Below are 15,591 nucleotides of genomic sequence, written 5' to 3'. Positions count from 1 at the left end.
AAACTTAAAAAGAGAGGACTCCTTGAAATGAAGGAGCCTCTCCAATGAACTATGATGAAACAAAACTAACTAAAATCCTGGATTTTGTGCAAACGCCCCCTGTGCTGATCTGTCGATTTGTGTCTGAGGGATTGGACGCACATAGTGTTTATCTGTGATATTACCCGCTGCTTGTGGGTTATATTTTTTCACTCTGTCTACTAATATTCCCCAACGTTTCAAATCTACCCAACGCATTTGTTCGCCAGCCAATTCTCTCGCTCTTTCTTCGACAATCATTTCGAAGTTCATTTGGGCATCTGTAATTAGCATAGCATCTTTTTTACCCGGCCAGCCCGCTCTGTAACGAACCATATTAATTGCTTTGGTTGCTTCAGATACATTTCCAGCCTTCAATTGAGCTTCGGCTAACATCAGGTAAATATCTGCCAAACGGAACACGAAGTAGTCACGGCTACCTGCTTCATAGGTAAGGTCGGGACGTTTGGTATCAAAAAACTTCATTAAAGTCGGGAACAAGGCTTCGCTATAAGCACTTGGTACCAATACCTGATATTTTTTCTTCGCGCGCTCGTCTACAGACATTTCGTAGCCAGGAATAAAGATAGCGGTATCTCCAGCAGCAAACGTAAGCTTAGATTTTGAGTTATCAAAAGAAGCATTCAGGTTAGCTCCTGGGTTATTACTCAACCAGGTATCTCTGAAAGTCTTTTTGTAACGAGAATCATTGGTTCTGTCGGCAAAAACAGTATTCAAAAGATAAGCTGTAGGACGCAGACGTTTAAATGGTCTTCCGTAGAATACGTCACGTTTCATACCCGGCTGTACGTCATATTGCATACCGAAAAACAAGTGCAGGTTGTTACCACCATTTACCGCACCTGTATTGTTGGTTAGGTTGGTTAGTGGGTCAGAGGTGTATTGTACTGCATATACAACCTCACTATTCTGCTGATTGTTTTCATCATGTACTGATGCAAAATCGTCTAATAATTTGAAACCGTAATTATTAATTACACTATTACAAAGTGTTGCAGCTTTTGAGAAATCATCGGCAGCTTTTGAAGACGAATAGGCTTTTGCCAGATAAACTTTGGCCAAAAGTGCTTCTGCAGAGGCCTTAGTTGCACGGCCATAGTCTGACGAATGACCTTTGGCTTCCAGATTAGCTACTGCATCGTTCAGATCATTAATGATGGCTGTGTACATCTGGGCATCTGTAGCTCTTGAGGTTTCCTTGGTAGGTGCCAGTGTTTCAGTCAATCTTAAGTCTACTCCACCCCATTGCATGAACAGGATATAATAGTAATGTGCTCTTAAGAATTTAGCCTCTGCTACTCTTAGCTTTTTGACAGCATCTGATACGGCTGCCTTGGGAGCTCTGTCAATAATAGCATTACAGGTATTGATACCACGATATAGCTCGTCCCATGTATTAATGAGATAATCAACAGTAGGCTGCATCTGTGTATCGTAGAAGTGAAAGCCTTTATAGCCACCATCTGCGCCTGTTGCATAAATATCAGTACCATATTCGGTCAGTGTTAAGCCTTGCTGGCTTCCGTAGAAATATCTGAGTGATGAATACGCTGATTTTACCGCATCTTCAAACCCTTTTGTAGTGTTCATATAATCGTTGCCGATACCTGATACTACTTCCTCGTCCAATAAATCCTTGCAAGACTGAGTTGCCAGAAGCATTGACATTACTCCTAAGACTTTGATTGGTTTTAATATATTTTTTAGTTTCATTTTCTTAATAATTAGAGTTTTTCGACTTAGAATCTCACGTTCAGACCAAAGGTAGTAACCGAAGTAGCAGGTACAACGTTTGAACTAACAGAGGTGGTACCATTACCCGAAGAAGTAATCGTTGCTTCTGGGTCAATACCATTGTATTTGTCACGGTATGAAGACCAGATTTTAGGCTGTTGAATACTTGTGTACACACGTAGAGACTCCATGCCCAATTTTTTGGCGATTTTTGGTGAGAAAGTATAGCCGAAATTAACATTTCTTAATTTAACAAAAGTACCATCAAAATAAATCAGAGTGGTATTATAAACCGGGAACTCCTGATTACTTTTCGGACGAGGGAATTCGTTGGTAGGGTTATTTGGTGTCCAGTAGTCAACTTTAATCTGTTCGTATCTACCAGCCAACTGGTTTCTATCCTGATGGAAACCACTTACAATCATGTTTCCGAAACGACCAAACAAGAAAGCAGATAAATCAAAGCCTTTGTATTCGAATCTGGTTGTGAACCCAGCACTGAAATTAGGGATGTCTGAACCTAACAATACACGGTCGGCAGCTGTGATTTTACCATCACCATTTGTATCCTGTACTCTGATCTGACCAACCTCGCTACCAAACGATTTTGCCAGGTCAGCTTCATTTGTTTGCCAGATACCCACTTTCTTGTAATCAAAGTAAGAGTTTAATGGCTGGCCAATAAACCAACGGTTTCCTAAGTCATCAACTTTACCATTATATAATGAGATGATTGCCTCTTTGTTTTTAGTAAAGGTAAAGTCAGTTGTCCATTTGAAACCACTTGGAGAGTTTACGTTTACGGTTGTTACACCCAACTCAATACCTTTATTACGGGTCTGGCCTACGTTTCTGGTTACAGAACCGAAGCCAATTGATCCTGGAAGTTGGTCAGATAATAGAAGGTCAGTAGTATTAGTTTCATATAATTCTAATGAACCCTGGATTCTACCTCTTAAGAAGCTGAAATCTAAACCGATATTAGCTGTAGCAGAAGATTCCCATTTCAGGTCAGGATTTCCGATAGTAGATGGTCTATAACCAAATGCTGCTACTGATCCCCAGGCATAGGCTGTTCTGGTTAACAAACCTTGTGTCTGATAAGGAGCTACCCCCTGATTACCTACTACACCCCAACCCGCTCTCAGTTTTAATAAGTCTAACCAGGTGATTTGTTTCATGAATGATTCATTGCTGATATTCCAGCCCAAAGCTATACCAGGGAAGTTACCATATTTGGTATTAGCCCCGAAACGGCTTGAACCATCACGACGTAATGTAGCAGTCAGGAGATACTTATCATTAAAATCGTAGTTCACACGAGCCATGTAAGAGTTGATCGTCCATTGTGTCAAACCACTACCTACCAATAATACTGAACTTGCATTACCTAAGTTATAGAATTGTTGCGATTCTGCAGGCACACCCTGTACTTCTGTTCTGTAAACCTCGAAATTATCTCTTTGAATTGAGTGCAATAAAGTAACACCCAAATTATGTTTGCCACCAAATGTTTTGTTGTAATTAACGATGTTTTCAAGTGTCCAGTTAAAGCCATTGTTATTCTGAACTGAGGCTTGTGGATCACCAAGTTTACGAGCATTAGTGGCTGATCCTACAAATCTTCCCCATCTCTGAATAGTAAAGTCAGGACCGAAGTTTATACGATATTTCAGGCCTTCTATGATTTTAACTTCCGCATACAAGCTATTGAACAAGCGATATTTTTTAGTCTCGTCAACTTGCGCACCCGGTACAATTTCAGCTAACGGGTTTGTCAACAAAGCATCATTAGTTGGCGAGAAAATGATATTTCCTTTATCATCATAAGGCACTGCCAATGGGTTTTGCTGGATTGTCATCCCGTAAGGATTCAGGTTTTCGCCATTTCTGATGCTATACATTGTGTAAGACGAGATACCTACTTTCAGGCGGTTATTGATATTGTGGTCAATGTTAATTCTCAAAGACATACGGGTGTAATCAAGACCAGCCGTAATTCCTTTATCCTGAAAATAGCCTCCTGAAATATAAAACTGCGTTTTATCATTGCCCCCTTGTACACCCAATGAGTGGTTTTGCATTACACCATTACGTAAAAGCAAATCCTGCCAGTCGGTGTTAGTACCATTGGCAATACCTTTCGCAACAGCAGGGTCACCACCTAATACGGCTACTTTTGCATCAGCGGCAGGGTCGCCCACACCTGTTGGTACAGGGTTACCATTAGCATCTTTATAATTATTGGTAGCTCTGTAAGCCTCTCTTACATACTCTAAAAACTCTGGGCCGCTAAATAACTGGATTTTATCTAACGGTGTAGAAACTCCACCATAAGTATCAAAACTTACTGTTGTTTTTCCTTTTACCGCGCCTCTCTTAGTGGTTACAAGTACAACCCCATTAGCACCTCTGGCACCATAGATGGCTGTAGCGGTAGCATCTTTTAAAACCTCCATTGACTGAACATCGCTTGGATTCAAATCTTCGTAACCTGCTGAAAGCGGAATACCATCAACCACATAAAGTGGGTCGTTACCTGCATTGAACGAACGACGACCACGAATCAGAATTTTTGGCACTGAACCTGGTCTTGAACCTGATTGTGAAACGTCAACCCCAGCCACACGGCCTTGCATTGCCTGGCCTAAACTGGTAATAGGCATTTCCTGGATCTGTTTCGCACTTACTGACGAAATAGCACCGGTAGTCTGGCTTTTCTTTTGAGAACCATAACCAACCACAACCACTTCGCTTAAAGCGGCCGCATCTTCTTCCAACGATACATCGATTGTGGTTCTTCCGGCAGAAGCAATCTCCTGCGCTTTGAACCCGATGTAACTAAATACTAAAACCGCATTACTTGAGGCTTGAACTGAAAATTTACCAGCCGCATCTGTGATGGCACCTTGCGTAGTACCTTTTACCGTAACACTAACACCCGGAAGAGGAGAACCTCCTACGTCAGAAACTTTTCCCGAAACAGTTCGGTTTTGAGCTTGTGCAAACTGCCAGCTCAGGAGCACGGCAAACACAAGCAGCATTTTTTGTAGTAGTTGTTTCATACAAATAATTAAGGTTAATATAAAATTAGGCTTCCGCTAAAAAAATGAAAATTTAATATTGGAATAATTACAAAATTAGGAATAGATATAGGCTTTTACCACTAAAATTTAGTCATTTTCTAATATTTTTTTGACAAGTTATTTGTACATTTAATCAAGAAAACATAGTGTAATTGAATTTTGCCATTATATTTACATGATTTTTATCATTAGCTATCAAAAGTGATAGAGCATAGACTGAACAGGCATTAATAGCGACCAAAGAAATGAAGCCTCAATTACTCAAAATATCGAACCCTGCTGATTATTCGTTTAATCTCTTTGTACAGGAGTGCCCTTTTTTTCCGACTCCCTGGCATTATCACCCTGAGTACGAAATTGTACTAATCTTAGAAAGCACCGGAAAGAAATTTATTGGCAGCAGTATTACTGACTACGGCCCGGGCGACCTGTGCATGATAGGTTCGTATCTACCTCATTATTACCGGAATGATGAAGAGTTTTATGTAAAAGATTCTGGTTTAAAGGCCCGTTCGCTGGTGATTCATTTTCTGGAAGATTTTTTAGGCGATAAATTCCTTGAGGTTCCTGAAAGTCAGGCTATCAAGGCTTTACTTGAGCGCTCGAAAAGAGGTTTGTCATTTGGTGAGAAAACCGTACAGAAGGTTGAGCCTAAATTTAAAAATCTGCCTACCCTGAAAGGTATGAGCCGGTTGCTTGAAATGATTTCGATTCTGACGATTCTGGCTGAAAGTGAAGATAAACAGGATTTAACAACTAATCCTATCTCGTTACGTAATGAGGTAGATTCGGCTCGTATGAATAAGGTATTTGAATATGTAATGCAGAAATACCAGGAAGAAATACAACTAAGCGATGTAGCCGAACTGGCCAACATGAGTGAGTCGGCCTTTAGCCGCTACTTTAAAAAACGTACACGCCGTACTTTCTCGCAATTTCTCGCCGAAATACGTATCGAACACGCCTGTAAACTATTGATGGCTGATAAAATGAGCGTTGCCGAGATTTCTTTTGAGAGTGGCTTTAATAATCTTTCTAATTTCAACAGGCAATTTAAGGCAATTAAAAAGATAACTCCGCTGACTTACCGGACGAAGTTCCTGGAGTAGATTAATGTTTGGGGCAATCGCACTGGTTTTTGCCTTTGAACAAACCCCATAAAAAGCCTTTTTTCTTTTTGTAAGAACCGTTCTTCTTTCTGCGGCCTTTACCTAATTCTTTTTTCATGCTTACGGTTGTTTTGCTATCAGGCATAGCTGCCTGCGAAAACTCAGGGGTGATAGTAAAAAAACCTATGATACAAAGAATTGCTATTTTTTTCATTTGGTTAGTCTATTTTCAATTGGAACGAAAAAACTCTGACAAAAATTACACCACTACTACACTTTCCACTGAAAAAGCCATAGGTTTATCGGCAAACAGTGGTTTGGTTTTAGCCCATGTACTTTTAAAAAGAGCGGAATCACGATAATTATTCAAATCATCTTCTGAAAGCCAATGACTATGTGTCATAAAAACTGAAGGTTGATTAATATCACGCATCAGTTCGAGATACTCACAACCCCTCATAGCCCTGATTTGCTCTTTCGAGTCATCAAAAACCTTTAAGAAATCGGCCACTTTATCTTCCTGAAAGGTCATTCTTACGTAGCGTATAAGCATGGAATACATTTTTTACAAATATACAAGAAAAAACAAAAACCTCCTGCGGCAAAGCTACAGGAGGTTATCTAACCCCTAACCTAAACAAAATATGAGAATGATCTATATATGTAATCCTGATTTAATACTGTAGTTTCAAAGGCACTTCTATTAACTCTAACTACAAAAAAGATTTTTGTAATTAGTTTTCATGGCTTTTAAAAAATATTTGTCTATACTTGATTGTTAATTGTGTGTGTTTGATTGTCCAAAATTAGTGAATGCCCACTCTCTCCAAAAGTCAGAATTGATGGATGGACAGTAAGAATATGCTTGTGGCAGCTTTTGGCTCAAATATGGCTTAACAACTATATATCATCTATCATTACCTATATTTATATTATGAAAAAAGCTACTCATACGCTATACTTTGTCCTCTCTCTTCTGCTTTTCTATTATCCTTCTTATAGTCAAGGTCCCAAAGTTCTGATTATAACTGCTCATCCTGATGATGAAACGATGTTTCCGGTAACGGTTTTTAAGGTTACTCACGAAATGAAGGGTACTGCCGATGTAGCCCTGATAACCGACGGTTCGGGTGGGTATAATGGTCTGGTGGCATCAAGTTATTATGGTAAAAACATGACCGATTCGGCAACGGGCCGTACATATCTGCCATTAATCAGAAAAAAAGAGCTGCTTTGTTCTGGCGAGGTAATGGGTATCAGAAATTTTTACTTTTTCGACCAGATAGATGATTTTTATCAGATGAACCCTGAGCCATTTTTATCCGGCGAGCGTTGGGATATGACCTATTGCGAGAAAAAACTGGATAAGATTATAGAACAAGGCAAATATGATTTTATTTTTTGTTTAGTACCTGATGCGGGGCAACACGCCCACCACAAAACAGCCAGTATTATGGCCATAAGAGCAGCCCAAAGATTTAAAGGTGCTGACAAACCGATTGTATTAGGCGGTAGATCGACAGGTAAGGATTCTGATTATAAGTTCATAGAATTGGAAAATTATCCTGAAACCAGGACTTCGGCTAAAGCCCCTGTGTTCTACTTTGACCGCTCTTATGGTTTTGGCGAAAACAATAAACATAGCTATATGATAGTGGCCGACTGGGTAAAGGCCTGCCATAAATCTCAAAGTGGTGATATGAACGCCGCCATGCACAAGGGAGATCTGGAAACATTCTGGTATTTTGAAATAAACGGCGACCTGAATATTGAGAGAACCAAAACCTTTTTTGAGCAACTGAAAAGTAGTGGGTTTCCTACCAAATAGGGATATCTGATAACAGATAAACCGTTTTATCGGATAAGTGTCTGTTTTACATTTTTAAAAAAATTTAAAAATTAGCGTTTTTGCCAGCAAAAAAAGTGCTTTGGTAATGAGAAAAGCCTTAAATTTGTCGAAATTTCCTACGTTCAGTGCCTCTAAAACAAAACTACAATTATAATGGAACAGCAGATTATCACAAATGAACCTATTGCTTACGAGAAGATTCCAACCAAACTTTTTAAAGATTCAAAAGAAGCCTCTAAGGCTGTTGCCCAGGAGATAGCAGACTTGATTCGGGAAAAACAAAAACAAGGGAAACCATGTATATTAGGTTTAGCCACAGGTTCGTCGCCTAAATCGGTTTATGCCGAGTTAGTGAGAATGCACCGTGAAGAAGGACTGAGCTTTAAGAATGTGATTTCTTTTAACCTTGATGAGTACTTTCCGATGGAGCCAGACTCCCTGCAAAGTTATGTTCGATTTATGAAAGAACAGCTTTTTGATAAGGTTGATATTCCGAAAGAAAACTACTTCATTCCTGATGGAACTGTTCCTGCCAGTAAGGTAAAAGATTTTAGTGATGAATATGAACGTAAAATAGATGCGGTAGGTGGGCTTGATTTTCAGTTGTTAGGTATTGGTGCGAATGGTCATATTGGTTTCAATGAGCCGGGTTCATTGATTAATTCAAGAACCCGGCTGATGATGCTTGATCACTCAACCCGTGTAGCGGCGGCATCAGATTTTGGTGGTAGTCTGGTAAAAGTTCCTAAAAAAGCCATTACGCTTGGTGTGTCTAAAATAATCAATGCTAAAAGAGTAGTTTTATTGGCCTGGGGTGAAAGAAAAGCCCCTGTCATTGCTGAGGCTGTTGAAGGGAGAGTAACCGAATCGGTACCTGCTTCGTATCTGCAAACGCACCCGAATGCGATGTTTGTAATAGACGAAAGAGCGGCTTCGGAGTTAACACGTATGAAAACTCCGTGGCTGGTTGAAGATGTGGAATGGTCAAGCAAAATGGTAAAAAAGGCTGTTACGAATCTTTCACTTTCGTTGGGTATTCCGGTATTGAAGCTGACAAATAAAGATTACAACGATAATGGTTTAAGTGATCTGCTGGCTCAACACGGACAAGCCTACGAAATCAATATTGACGTATTTAACCAGTTACAACATACTATTACAGGCTGGCCTGGTGGAAAACCCAATGCCGACGATACGAATCGCCCGGAAAGAGCCTTACCTGCTAAAAAACGTGTGATTATTTTCAGCCCTCACCCGGATGATGATATTATTTCGATGGGTGGGACTTTCCAACGTCTGGTTGACCAAGGACACGATGTGCATATCGGTTATCAGACTTCGGGTAATATTGCGGTAGCTGATGATGAAGCTATCCGTTTCATTGATTTTGTGGTTGATTTTAATCAAAAATTCGAAATTGAAAACAAGGCAACCCGTGATTTATTCAGTGAAGCAAAAGAGTTTTTGAAAAATAAGAAAGACAGCGATGTAGATACTGCCGCGGTGAGATATGTAAAAGGTCTGATACGCAGAGGTGAAGCGAAAGCCACCTGCCGTTTTGTGGGTATTCCTGATAAAAACGTGCATTTTATGGATATGCCTTTCTATGAAACCGGCCGTATTGAGAAAAAACCACTAAGTGCAGAAGATATTAAAGTTGTGGCAGATTTGATTGAAGAGGTAAAACCACACCAGGTATATGCTGCCGGAGACTTGGCTGACCCACATGGCACACATAAAGTTTGTTTAGATGCTATTTTTGCTGCTATTGAAGGTCTGAAACATAAAAATTTCATGAAAGATTGTTGGGTATGGCTATACCGCGGTGCCTGGGCAGAGTGGGATATTCATGAAATCGAAATGGCAGTACCTATGTCTCCTGACCAGGTGTTACAAAAACGTATGGGTATCTTTAAGCACCAGTCACAAAAAGATGGGGTAGTATTTCAGGGTACTGATGCCCGTGAGTTCTGGCAACGTGCCGAAGAGCGCAACAGAGCTACAGCAGGCCTTTACAACAAACTGGGGCTTGCCGAGTATGAAGCGATGGAAGCTTTTGTGAGATGGAAGTTTTAAGAGCTTGATTAATATTAAAAAAGGCGTTTGATTTTAAAATCAACGCCTTTTTTAATGGTATAAAATGAAGCCTAAATAGTCTTCACTTCAAACTTGAATTTATCTTTATTAGGCACACATTTACCATCTTTGTTAGTACAGGTCTGGCATTCTATTTTGCCTTCAATCACCGGGTTTGCCTTCATGATCTTTACTTTCTGAATAAACCTGGCTTCATGTTCAAAGTAATGCACTTTACCGCCCCATATATCATCAAATTTTTCTTTCGGTTTCACAGGCACTAATTTACCTACCAGAGTATAAGTATCGTTTTTAGTAAAATTAGCTGCGGTTGGCAAAGGGCCATCTACTTTCAGGTCAGACGAATACATGTACCAGTTATCATCAATCTTGGCTGTGAAAACCAAATCAATGGTTTCACCTACTTTTGCCGAAGTCTTTGATGGAGTGAATGTCCATTTGGCAGGTTTAAGAATCTGTGCTGAAGCTGCCATTGAAGAGGCAAGTAACACTATAAAAAGGATTTTTTTCATGCTTATAAAAAAATTAATACTATAAAATTACTTCTATATTATCTTGATTGATTAACGACCAATTATTCATTTTCATATATAGTTGTGTTAAAACTATAATGTAGTCGGCGCAATACTGTTCAATTTTAGCTTTATTTTTTTCTTTGTAATAAATATCATTGATAAGCTCGCCACTAACGTCCGTTTCGCCTCCGGGAATATCAAATAGTGCTGCTAACAAATCTAAGGAGGTATAATTCTTGTAATCGCCAAACTTCCATAGGTCAAGCGTATCAATATGATTGATTTCCCAGGGTTTTTTGCCTGATACCTGTAAAACCCTCGGAAGAGTAATTCCGTTCACTAACATACGGCGACAAATATAGGGGAAGTCAAACTCCTTGCCATTATGGGCGCATAACATCAGGTTTGACCCTGCCTTATGTTTTTCGAGTATATTTTTAAATTCTTCTAAAATCTCTTCTTCGGTTTCTCCCCTAATCATTTTAACACGAAGAGCTGGTTCGTCGTTATCATCAAAAAAAATGCCACCAATACCGATACAAATAATTTTGCCGAATTCGGCGTAAATAGAGGAGCGTTTCAGATAGAGGTCTTCGTCTGAGAGGTTATCAGTATTCTGAAAGTAGCTTGCTTTTTTGAGCCACAACTGTTTTAATCTGGTATCTAATGCGTCTAAGTGTGCTTCCTGCGACACTGTCTCAATATCTATAAAAAGAATATTTCTAAGATGTTTTATTGTATTTTCCGCCATTGTAATTGTGTGTATTTAACTACCAAATTTACAAAATTTATAGCAGAAAATAAAGTAATAATCCCAGTAAAATCCAGTAAATGGGCAAAACAAACATTACAATTCCACCTGTTATAGAATCAAAGAAAACTGACCCGCGGGTAACCTTTCTTGAAACTGATTCAGCCAGAAAATTGACTGGGAAATTTACAACCCGACCAATATAATAGAAAGGGTTTTTCCAGAAGCCAGCCTTTGGCAAAGGTACTTCTATCAATTTGGTTAGTCTTTCACTTAATATGCGGTTAAATTCTTTAAGGAATAATCCTTCTGTGGTATCCTGTGGCAATTCTTCTTTTTGTAAAGCCTCACCGATATTCACTTTAACTATTTTGCCGAATCTATTATAGTTATTGTAAGTAATAGCAACAGGTACAACTGTTACCTCCATATTATCTCCCCAGGCCTTTTGCGCCAGTCTGCCTGTTCCTTTTTTTAGTGGTAATAATTTTGTCTGATTTGTACAGAGTCCTTCCGAAAAGATTAATACTATCTCACCTTGACTGAAAAGTTCTATGCACTTCCTGAAAGTATCATCGTTATCACCCAGATACTCCTTTCCCTCTGATAACCTGTACATAGGCATCATATAAAGGCTGTTCAGTGCTTTTTTTGCCAGGGGTTTCTTAAATACATCACCACGCGCCAGCGACCAGATTCTACGTTCATAATGTCCGCAAAGCACTACGGCATCAAAGAATGAATTGAAATGATTGGAAGCTAAAAGCACAGCTCCCTTTTTTGGTATATTTTCTAAACCTGTAAATTCAATACGTTTAATAAAGAATTTTAAAAGAAAAGGAGAAAATATTCTCAGGAAATCGTAAAGCAATGTTTAAGTTTATTTAGGTAATAAAAAATTCTGTTCAAACCTCAAAATTCAGAAGAAATAAGGTCATCTGCAAATATTAAGGCAGATTAGTATTCGTTTAACACAGAGTAGTAGTTTTTTGCCCAATATTTCATAAAAATTAAATTCTCTTTGGTTTTCTTACAGGGGGCTGTAATTTCGTCGCTGTTTTACAACAAAACTTCACCAGAGGATGTTTAAATAGTGTTTTTCTGACTGAAGATTAATGACAGCCGTCGGATTCTATTATTTAAAATTACTCATAAGCCAAAGAAACAACATGAATAACCTACAAGAGAAAATCACGGCTATCTTCCCTACGGCCGATCAGATCCCGGATGCTTATCAGATTCAACCGCTTCACCAGAGAGAATATTTGGTAGGAGGTGAAATGCGCCAATGGGCAGGGAAAACACAGGATGTGTATTCGCCTGTTTATATTAAGGGAGCAGATGGCCAATTTGAAAGTAAGTATATTGGTAGTTTCCCGATTACAGATACTGCAGAAGCAATGGAAGCCTTAGATGCTGCAGTAAAAGCATTTGACAGTGGTCGTGGCGAATGGCCCACCATGAGTGTAGGTGAGCGTATAGCCTGTATGGAGAACTTTGTTAAAAAGATGTTGGAAAAGAAAACTGAGATTGTCAACCTGTTAATGTTTGAAATAGGGAAGTCTCTGGCTGATTCAATCAAAGAGTTTGACCGTACTGTTGAGTATATTTATGATACTATTGATTGCCTGAAAGATATTGACCGTGCTTCGTCGAGATTTAAAATTGAGCAGGGAATTATCGGACAGATCCGTCGGTCACCGTTTGGAGTAGTGCTTTGTATGGGGCCGTTTAATTATCCGCTGAACGAAACTTATACAACGCTTATTCCAGCAATACTGATGGGTAATACAATTCTTTTCAAGCCGCCGAAACATGGTACACTTTTGCATTATCCGATGTTACAGGCATTTAAAGAGTGCTTTCCTAAAGGTGTAGTAAACACCATCTACGGACGTGGGGCAAACGTTGTACCTCCTATCATGCAAAGTGGTAAAATTAATATTCTGACCCTTATTGGCTCAAGCAAAGTTGCTAACGATCTGAAGAAAATGCATCCTAAACTGAACCGTTTGAGAGCGGTCTTAGGTTTAGATGCCAAAAACGCAGGTATCGTATTGAAAAATGCGGATGTAGAACTTGCGGTTAAAGAATGTATTTTAGGGTCTTTGTCGTTCAATGGTCAACGGTGTACTGCTATCAAGATTATATGGGTACACCGCTCAATAGCAAAGAAATTCCTGAACAGATTTACCGAAGAACTCGAAAAACTGAAATTCGGTATGCCCTGGGAAGCGGGCGTAAATCTTACTCCTCTACCAGAGCCAAACAAACCTGCCTACTTAACCGAATGTATTGCTGATGCCAAAGCCAATGGCGCAGAGGTTATCAATGAAGGCGGTGGAACAGTTGTTAATTCTTTCTTCTATCCGGCAGTTTTATATCCTGTAAATGCTCAAATGAAAGTATATGTAGAAGAACAATTCGGGCCGTTAATTCCTGTAGTGCCGTTTGATGATGTAGAAGAACCTATTCAATACCTGATTGATGCTTCACACGGACAGCAGGTAAGTATTTTTGGCACTAATCCAGATCAGATTGCGAATCTGATTGACCCATTAGTAAATCAGGTAAGCCGTGTAAATATTAATGCCCAATGCCAGAGAGGACCGGATACTTTCCCATTCACAGGAAGAAAAGACTCGGCAGAGGGTACCCTTTCGGTTGAAGATGCCCTGAGAGCTTTCTCTATCCGAACGGTAGTAGCCACCAAAGAAACGGCTGAAAATAAAAAGATTTTCAACGAAATTGTAGAAGACCACAGTTCACATTTTCTTTCTACAAAATATATTTTCTAACAAAAATGCCCCGCCACAACGGGGCATTTTTTTATGCTTCTGTGTTGAAAATAATTCTCATTTAATTTATACGTGTTCTTATTTTTATTCTACCCGTTTTACTACCCCTTGGCACAAATCTTATCCAGATCGAGTCGCCTTCATAATAATCATACTGTGTATTAATTCTAATTAGCCCCTTTTTTAGTTCATAAGTCACCGGATCGTGATTGTTAGGATAGGAAGCATAAGTTATCGTTGCAGAAGAATCTATTTCACCTGTGATTAATACTGAAACATTTGCATGATTAATATCAGTAGAGGCTGATGTAGAATCTATAAAATACATCGCTTTAGATACATCATCTATAGAAAATTCAGCAAACTTACGTTCGGAACAGCCCATTGGCAGTAATAAACTTAGCGTACATAAAAAAGCGAAACTTATATGAGTGCGGTTTTTATTCATAGAGTTTAACGACATCGGTTAGCATTAGTTGTGATATTGAGTGTCTGTAAAGAAATATCAACATTTTCAGGTAAAAGCCTCCTTCCTTGCCCTTGTGCGATTTTTTGAAGAATAGCATTCAATATAATGCCTGTTTTTTTATTCGCTATTGGTTCGGCAGCTACTTGACTACTTATTTGTTTAAATGTATTTATTCCAAGATTATTATTAAATAAGTCCATACTTTGATTAACAGCGTCTTGCCCAACTTCATGATTATCGGTTATTTCTAATGCTGTTCGAGGTCCAACTGTAGCTGATAGCATTGCAGCCCAAAATGCATGTTTAAAGGCATTCCAATTCCCATCATCATTATTATTACAATAATAAAATAATACATAATCTTCAGCGGCTCTATATGCATTATAGGCATCAGGCAAAAGCCACCATTTAGCTGTAAAGTAAGCCTGCTCTGTAGCATTTAAATGACTCCATAAATCTTGTATTCCAGGAAATTGAAGCATACTGCTTAGCGATGATGAACTTCCACCACTCATTGCCGCTTCAAGTGCAGTTGTGAAAATTGACCCCGCACTTCCATCAATATTTACAGTTGAACAGGTTGTGTGTGTATAAAGCCAATCATAACAGCCATAACCATCAACACAAACTTGTGAATGCCAGTCAACACAAATTTCAACTTGGTCTAAGATTCGGCTTTTCTTAATATTATTACCCAAATCACCCACTTTTTTACCGTCCTGATATAATAACCCAGAAACAAAATTTTTGTTATTATCAAAGATATAAACATATCCATCAAAATCATTTAAAGCCAATTTGGTTTTTTTCTTTTTTAAATAATAATCATCTTCACTGATTATTCTCATTTCAAATGATTCTATTTTATCTTTAACTTTTGTAAAAACTAAGTTCGTTTTAATATCAGAACTCATAAAGTTGTCCTCCTCTTTTTTAGATTTTCCAGCTCTTTTATCTTTAATTTTGTAAGCTATTTGTTTGTTATGGATTAAAGGGACAGTAACTATGCTTTCATCTTTTGAAACCGTTTTTTGTACTGCGTCGCTCCAAATTGGTTTATCCGCTTCATTGTCTGATCTATATGCTTTTTGATTGTTTTGATACCAAGTTTTTGCTTCTTCAACTGTAATACTATTAGAGATTT

13 protein-coding genes are annotated in these 15,591 nt (G+C 38.7%); 4 read left to right on the top strand and 9 right to left on the bottom strand.

Features of this window, described 5'->3' with window-relative positions; genetic code table 11:
- Positions 1-69: 69 nt before the first annotated feature.
- A complete protein-coding gene (locus tag H1R81_RS15500; protein WP_181841648.1) occupies positions 70-1,752 on the bottom strand; it encodes a RagB/SusD family nutrient uptake outer membrane protein in 1,683 nt (560 codons plus the stop codon).
- Between the two features lie 26 nt (positions 1,753-1,778).
- On the bottom strand, positions 1,779-4,817 hold the full coding sequence (locus H1R81_RS15495) for a TonB-dependent receptor (RefSeq protein ID WP_229251152.1): 3,039 nt from the start codon (positions 4,815-4,817) through the stop codon (positions 1,779-1,781).
- 287 nt (positions 4,818-5,104) lie between these two features.
- Here H1R81_RS15495 and H1R81_RS15490 point away from each other — a divergent pair, with 287 nt between their 5' ends.
- Positions 5,105-5,968, top strand: a complete 864-nt coding sequence (locus H1R81_RS15490) for an AraC family transcriptional regulator (protein ID WP_181841646.1) — start codon at positions 5,105-5,107, stop codon at positions 5,966-5,968.
- A 1-nt stretch (position 5,969) separates the two neighbouring features.
- Here H1R81_RS15490 and H1R81_RS15485 read toward each other — a convergent pair whose 3' ends face one another.
- Together H1R81_RS15485 and H1R81_RS15480 are read right to left on the bottom strand one after the other, a co-directional pair.
- Positions 5,970-6,182 carry a hypothetical protein gene (locus H1R81_RS15485; RefSeq protein ID WP_181841645.1) on the bottom strand — a complete coding sequence of 71 codons (213 nt, stop codon included), beginning with the start codon at positions 6,180-6,182 and terminating at the stop codon, positions 5,970-5,972.
- Positions 6,183-6,227: 45 nt separating this feature from the next.
- A complete protein-coding gene (locus H1R81_RS15480; RefSeq protein WP_181841644.1) occupies positions 6,228-6,521 on the bottom strand; it encodes a putative quinol monooxygenase in 294 nt (97 codons plus the stop codon).
- 381 nt (positions 6,522-6,902) lie between these two features.
- Between H1R81_RS15480 and H1R81_RS15475 the strand changes: the two genes are divergently transcribed.
- Positions 6,903-7,796, top strand: a complete 894-nt coding sequence (locus H1R81_RS15475; protein WP_181841643.1) for a PIG-L family deacetylase — start codon at positions 6,903-6,905, stop codon at positions 7,794-7,796.
- Between the two features lie 174 nt (positions 7,797-7,970).
- On the top strand, positions 7,971-9,893 hold the full coding sequence (gene nagB, locus H1R81_RS15470; protein ID WP_181841642.1) for a glucosamine-6-phosphate deaminase: 1,923 nt from the start codon (positions 7,971-7,973) through the stop codon (positions 9,891-9,893).
- Positions 9,894-9,964: 71 nt separating this feature from the next.
- On the opposite strand, the gene H1R81_RS15465 is transcribed toward nagB, so the two are convergent.
- The 3 genes from H1R81_RS15465 to H1R81_RS15455 are packed head-to-tail and all read right to left on the bottom strand — an operon-like array spanning position 9,965 to position 12,051.
- On the bottom strand, positions 9,965-10,426 hold the full coding sequence (locus H1R81_RS15465) for a protein-disulfide reductase DsbD domain-containing protein (RefSeq protein ID WP_181841641.1): 462 nt from the start codon (positions 10,424-10,426) through the stop codon (positions 9,965-9,967).
- A gap of 19 nt (positions 10,427-10,445) precedes the next feature.
- Positions 10,446-11,180 carry a ribonuclease H-like domain-containing protein gene (locus tag H1R81_RS15460; protein WP_181841640.1) on the bottom strand — a complete coding sequence of 245 codons (735 nt, stop codon included), beginning with the start codon at positions 11,178-11,180 and terminating at the stop codon, positions 10,446-10,448.
- 37 nt (positions 11,181-11,217) lie between these two features.
- Complete coding sequence (locus H1R81_RS15455; protein ID WP_181841639.1) at positions 11,218-12,051, bottom strand: 1-acyl-sn-glycerol-3-phosphate acyltransferase; 834 nt, start codon at positions 12,049-12,051, stop codon at positions 11,218-11,220.
- Positions 12,052-12,349: 298 nt separating this feature from the next.
- Between H1R81_RS15455 and H1R81_RS15450 the strand changes: the two genes are divergently transcribed.
- On the top strand, positions 12,350-13,978 hold the full coding sequence (locus H1R81_RS15450; protein ID WP_181841638.1) for an NADP-dependent glyceraldehyde-3-phosphate dehydrogenase: 1,629 nt from the start codon (positions 12,350-12,352) through the stop codon (positions 13,976-13,978).
- Positions 13,979-14,039: 61 nt separating this feature from the next.
- Here the strand turns inward: H1R81_RS15450 and H1R81_RS15445 are convergent, their stop codons facing one another.
- Together H1R81_RS15445 and H1R81_RS15440 are read right to left on the bottom strand one after the other, a co-directional pair.
- Positions 14,040-14,426: a hypothetical protein gene (locus H1R81_RS15445; protein WP_181841637.1), complete on the bottom strand. Its 387-nt coding sequence runs from the start codon at positions 14,424-14,426 to the stop codon at positions 14,040-14,042.
- Positions 14,427-14,431: 5 nt separating this feature from the next.
- On the bottom strand, positions 14,432-15,361 hold the full coding sequence (locus H1R81_RS15440) for a DUF6973 domain-containing protein (RefSeq protein WP_181841636.1): 930 nt from the start codon (positions 15,359-15,361) through the stop codon (positions 14,432-14,434).
- Positions 15,362-15,591: the final 230 nt, after the last annotated feature.

Origin of the sequence: Emticicia sp. BO119 (assembly GCF_013912375.1) — a bacterium.
GTDB lineage: Bacteria > Bacteroidota > Bacteroidia > Cytophagales > Spirosomataceae > Emticicia.
The sequence above is the reverse complement of the archived record's forward strand: the minus strand, read 5'-3'. Positions and strand labels throughout refer to the sequence as shown.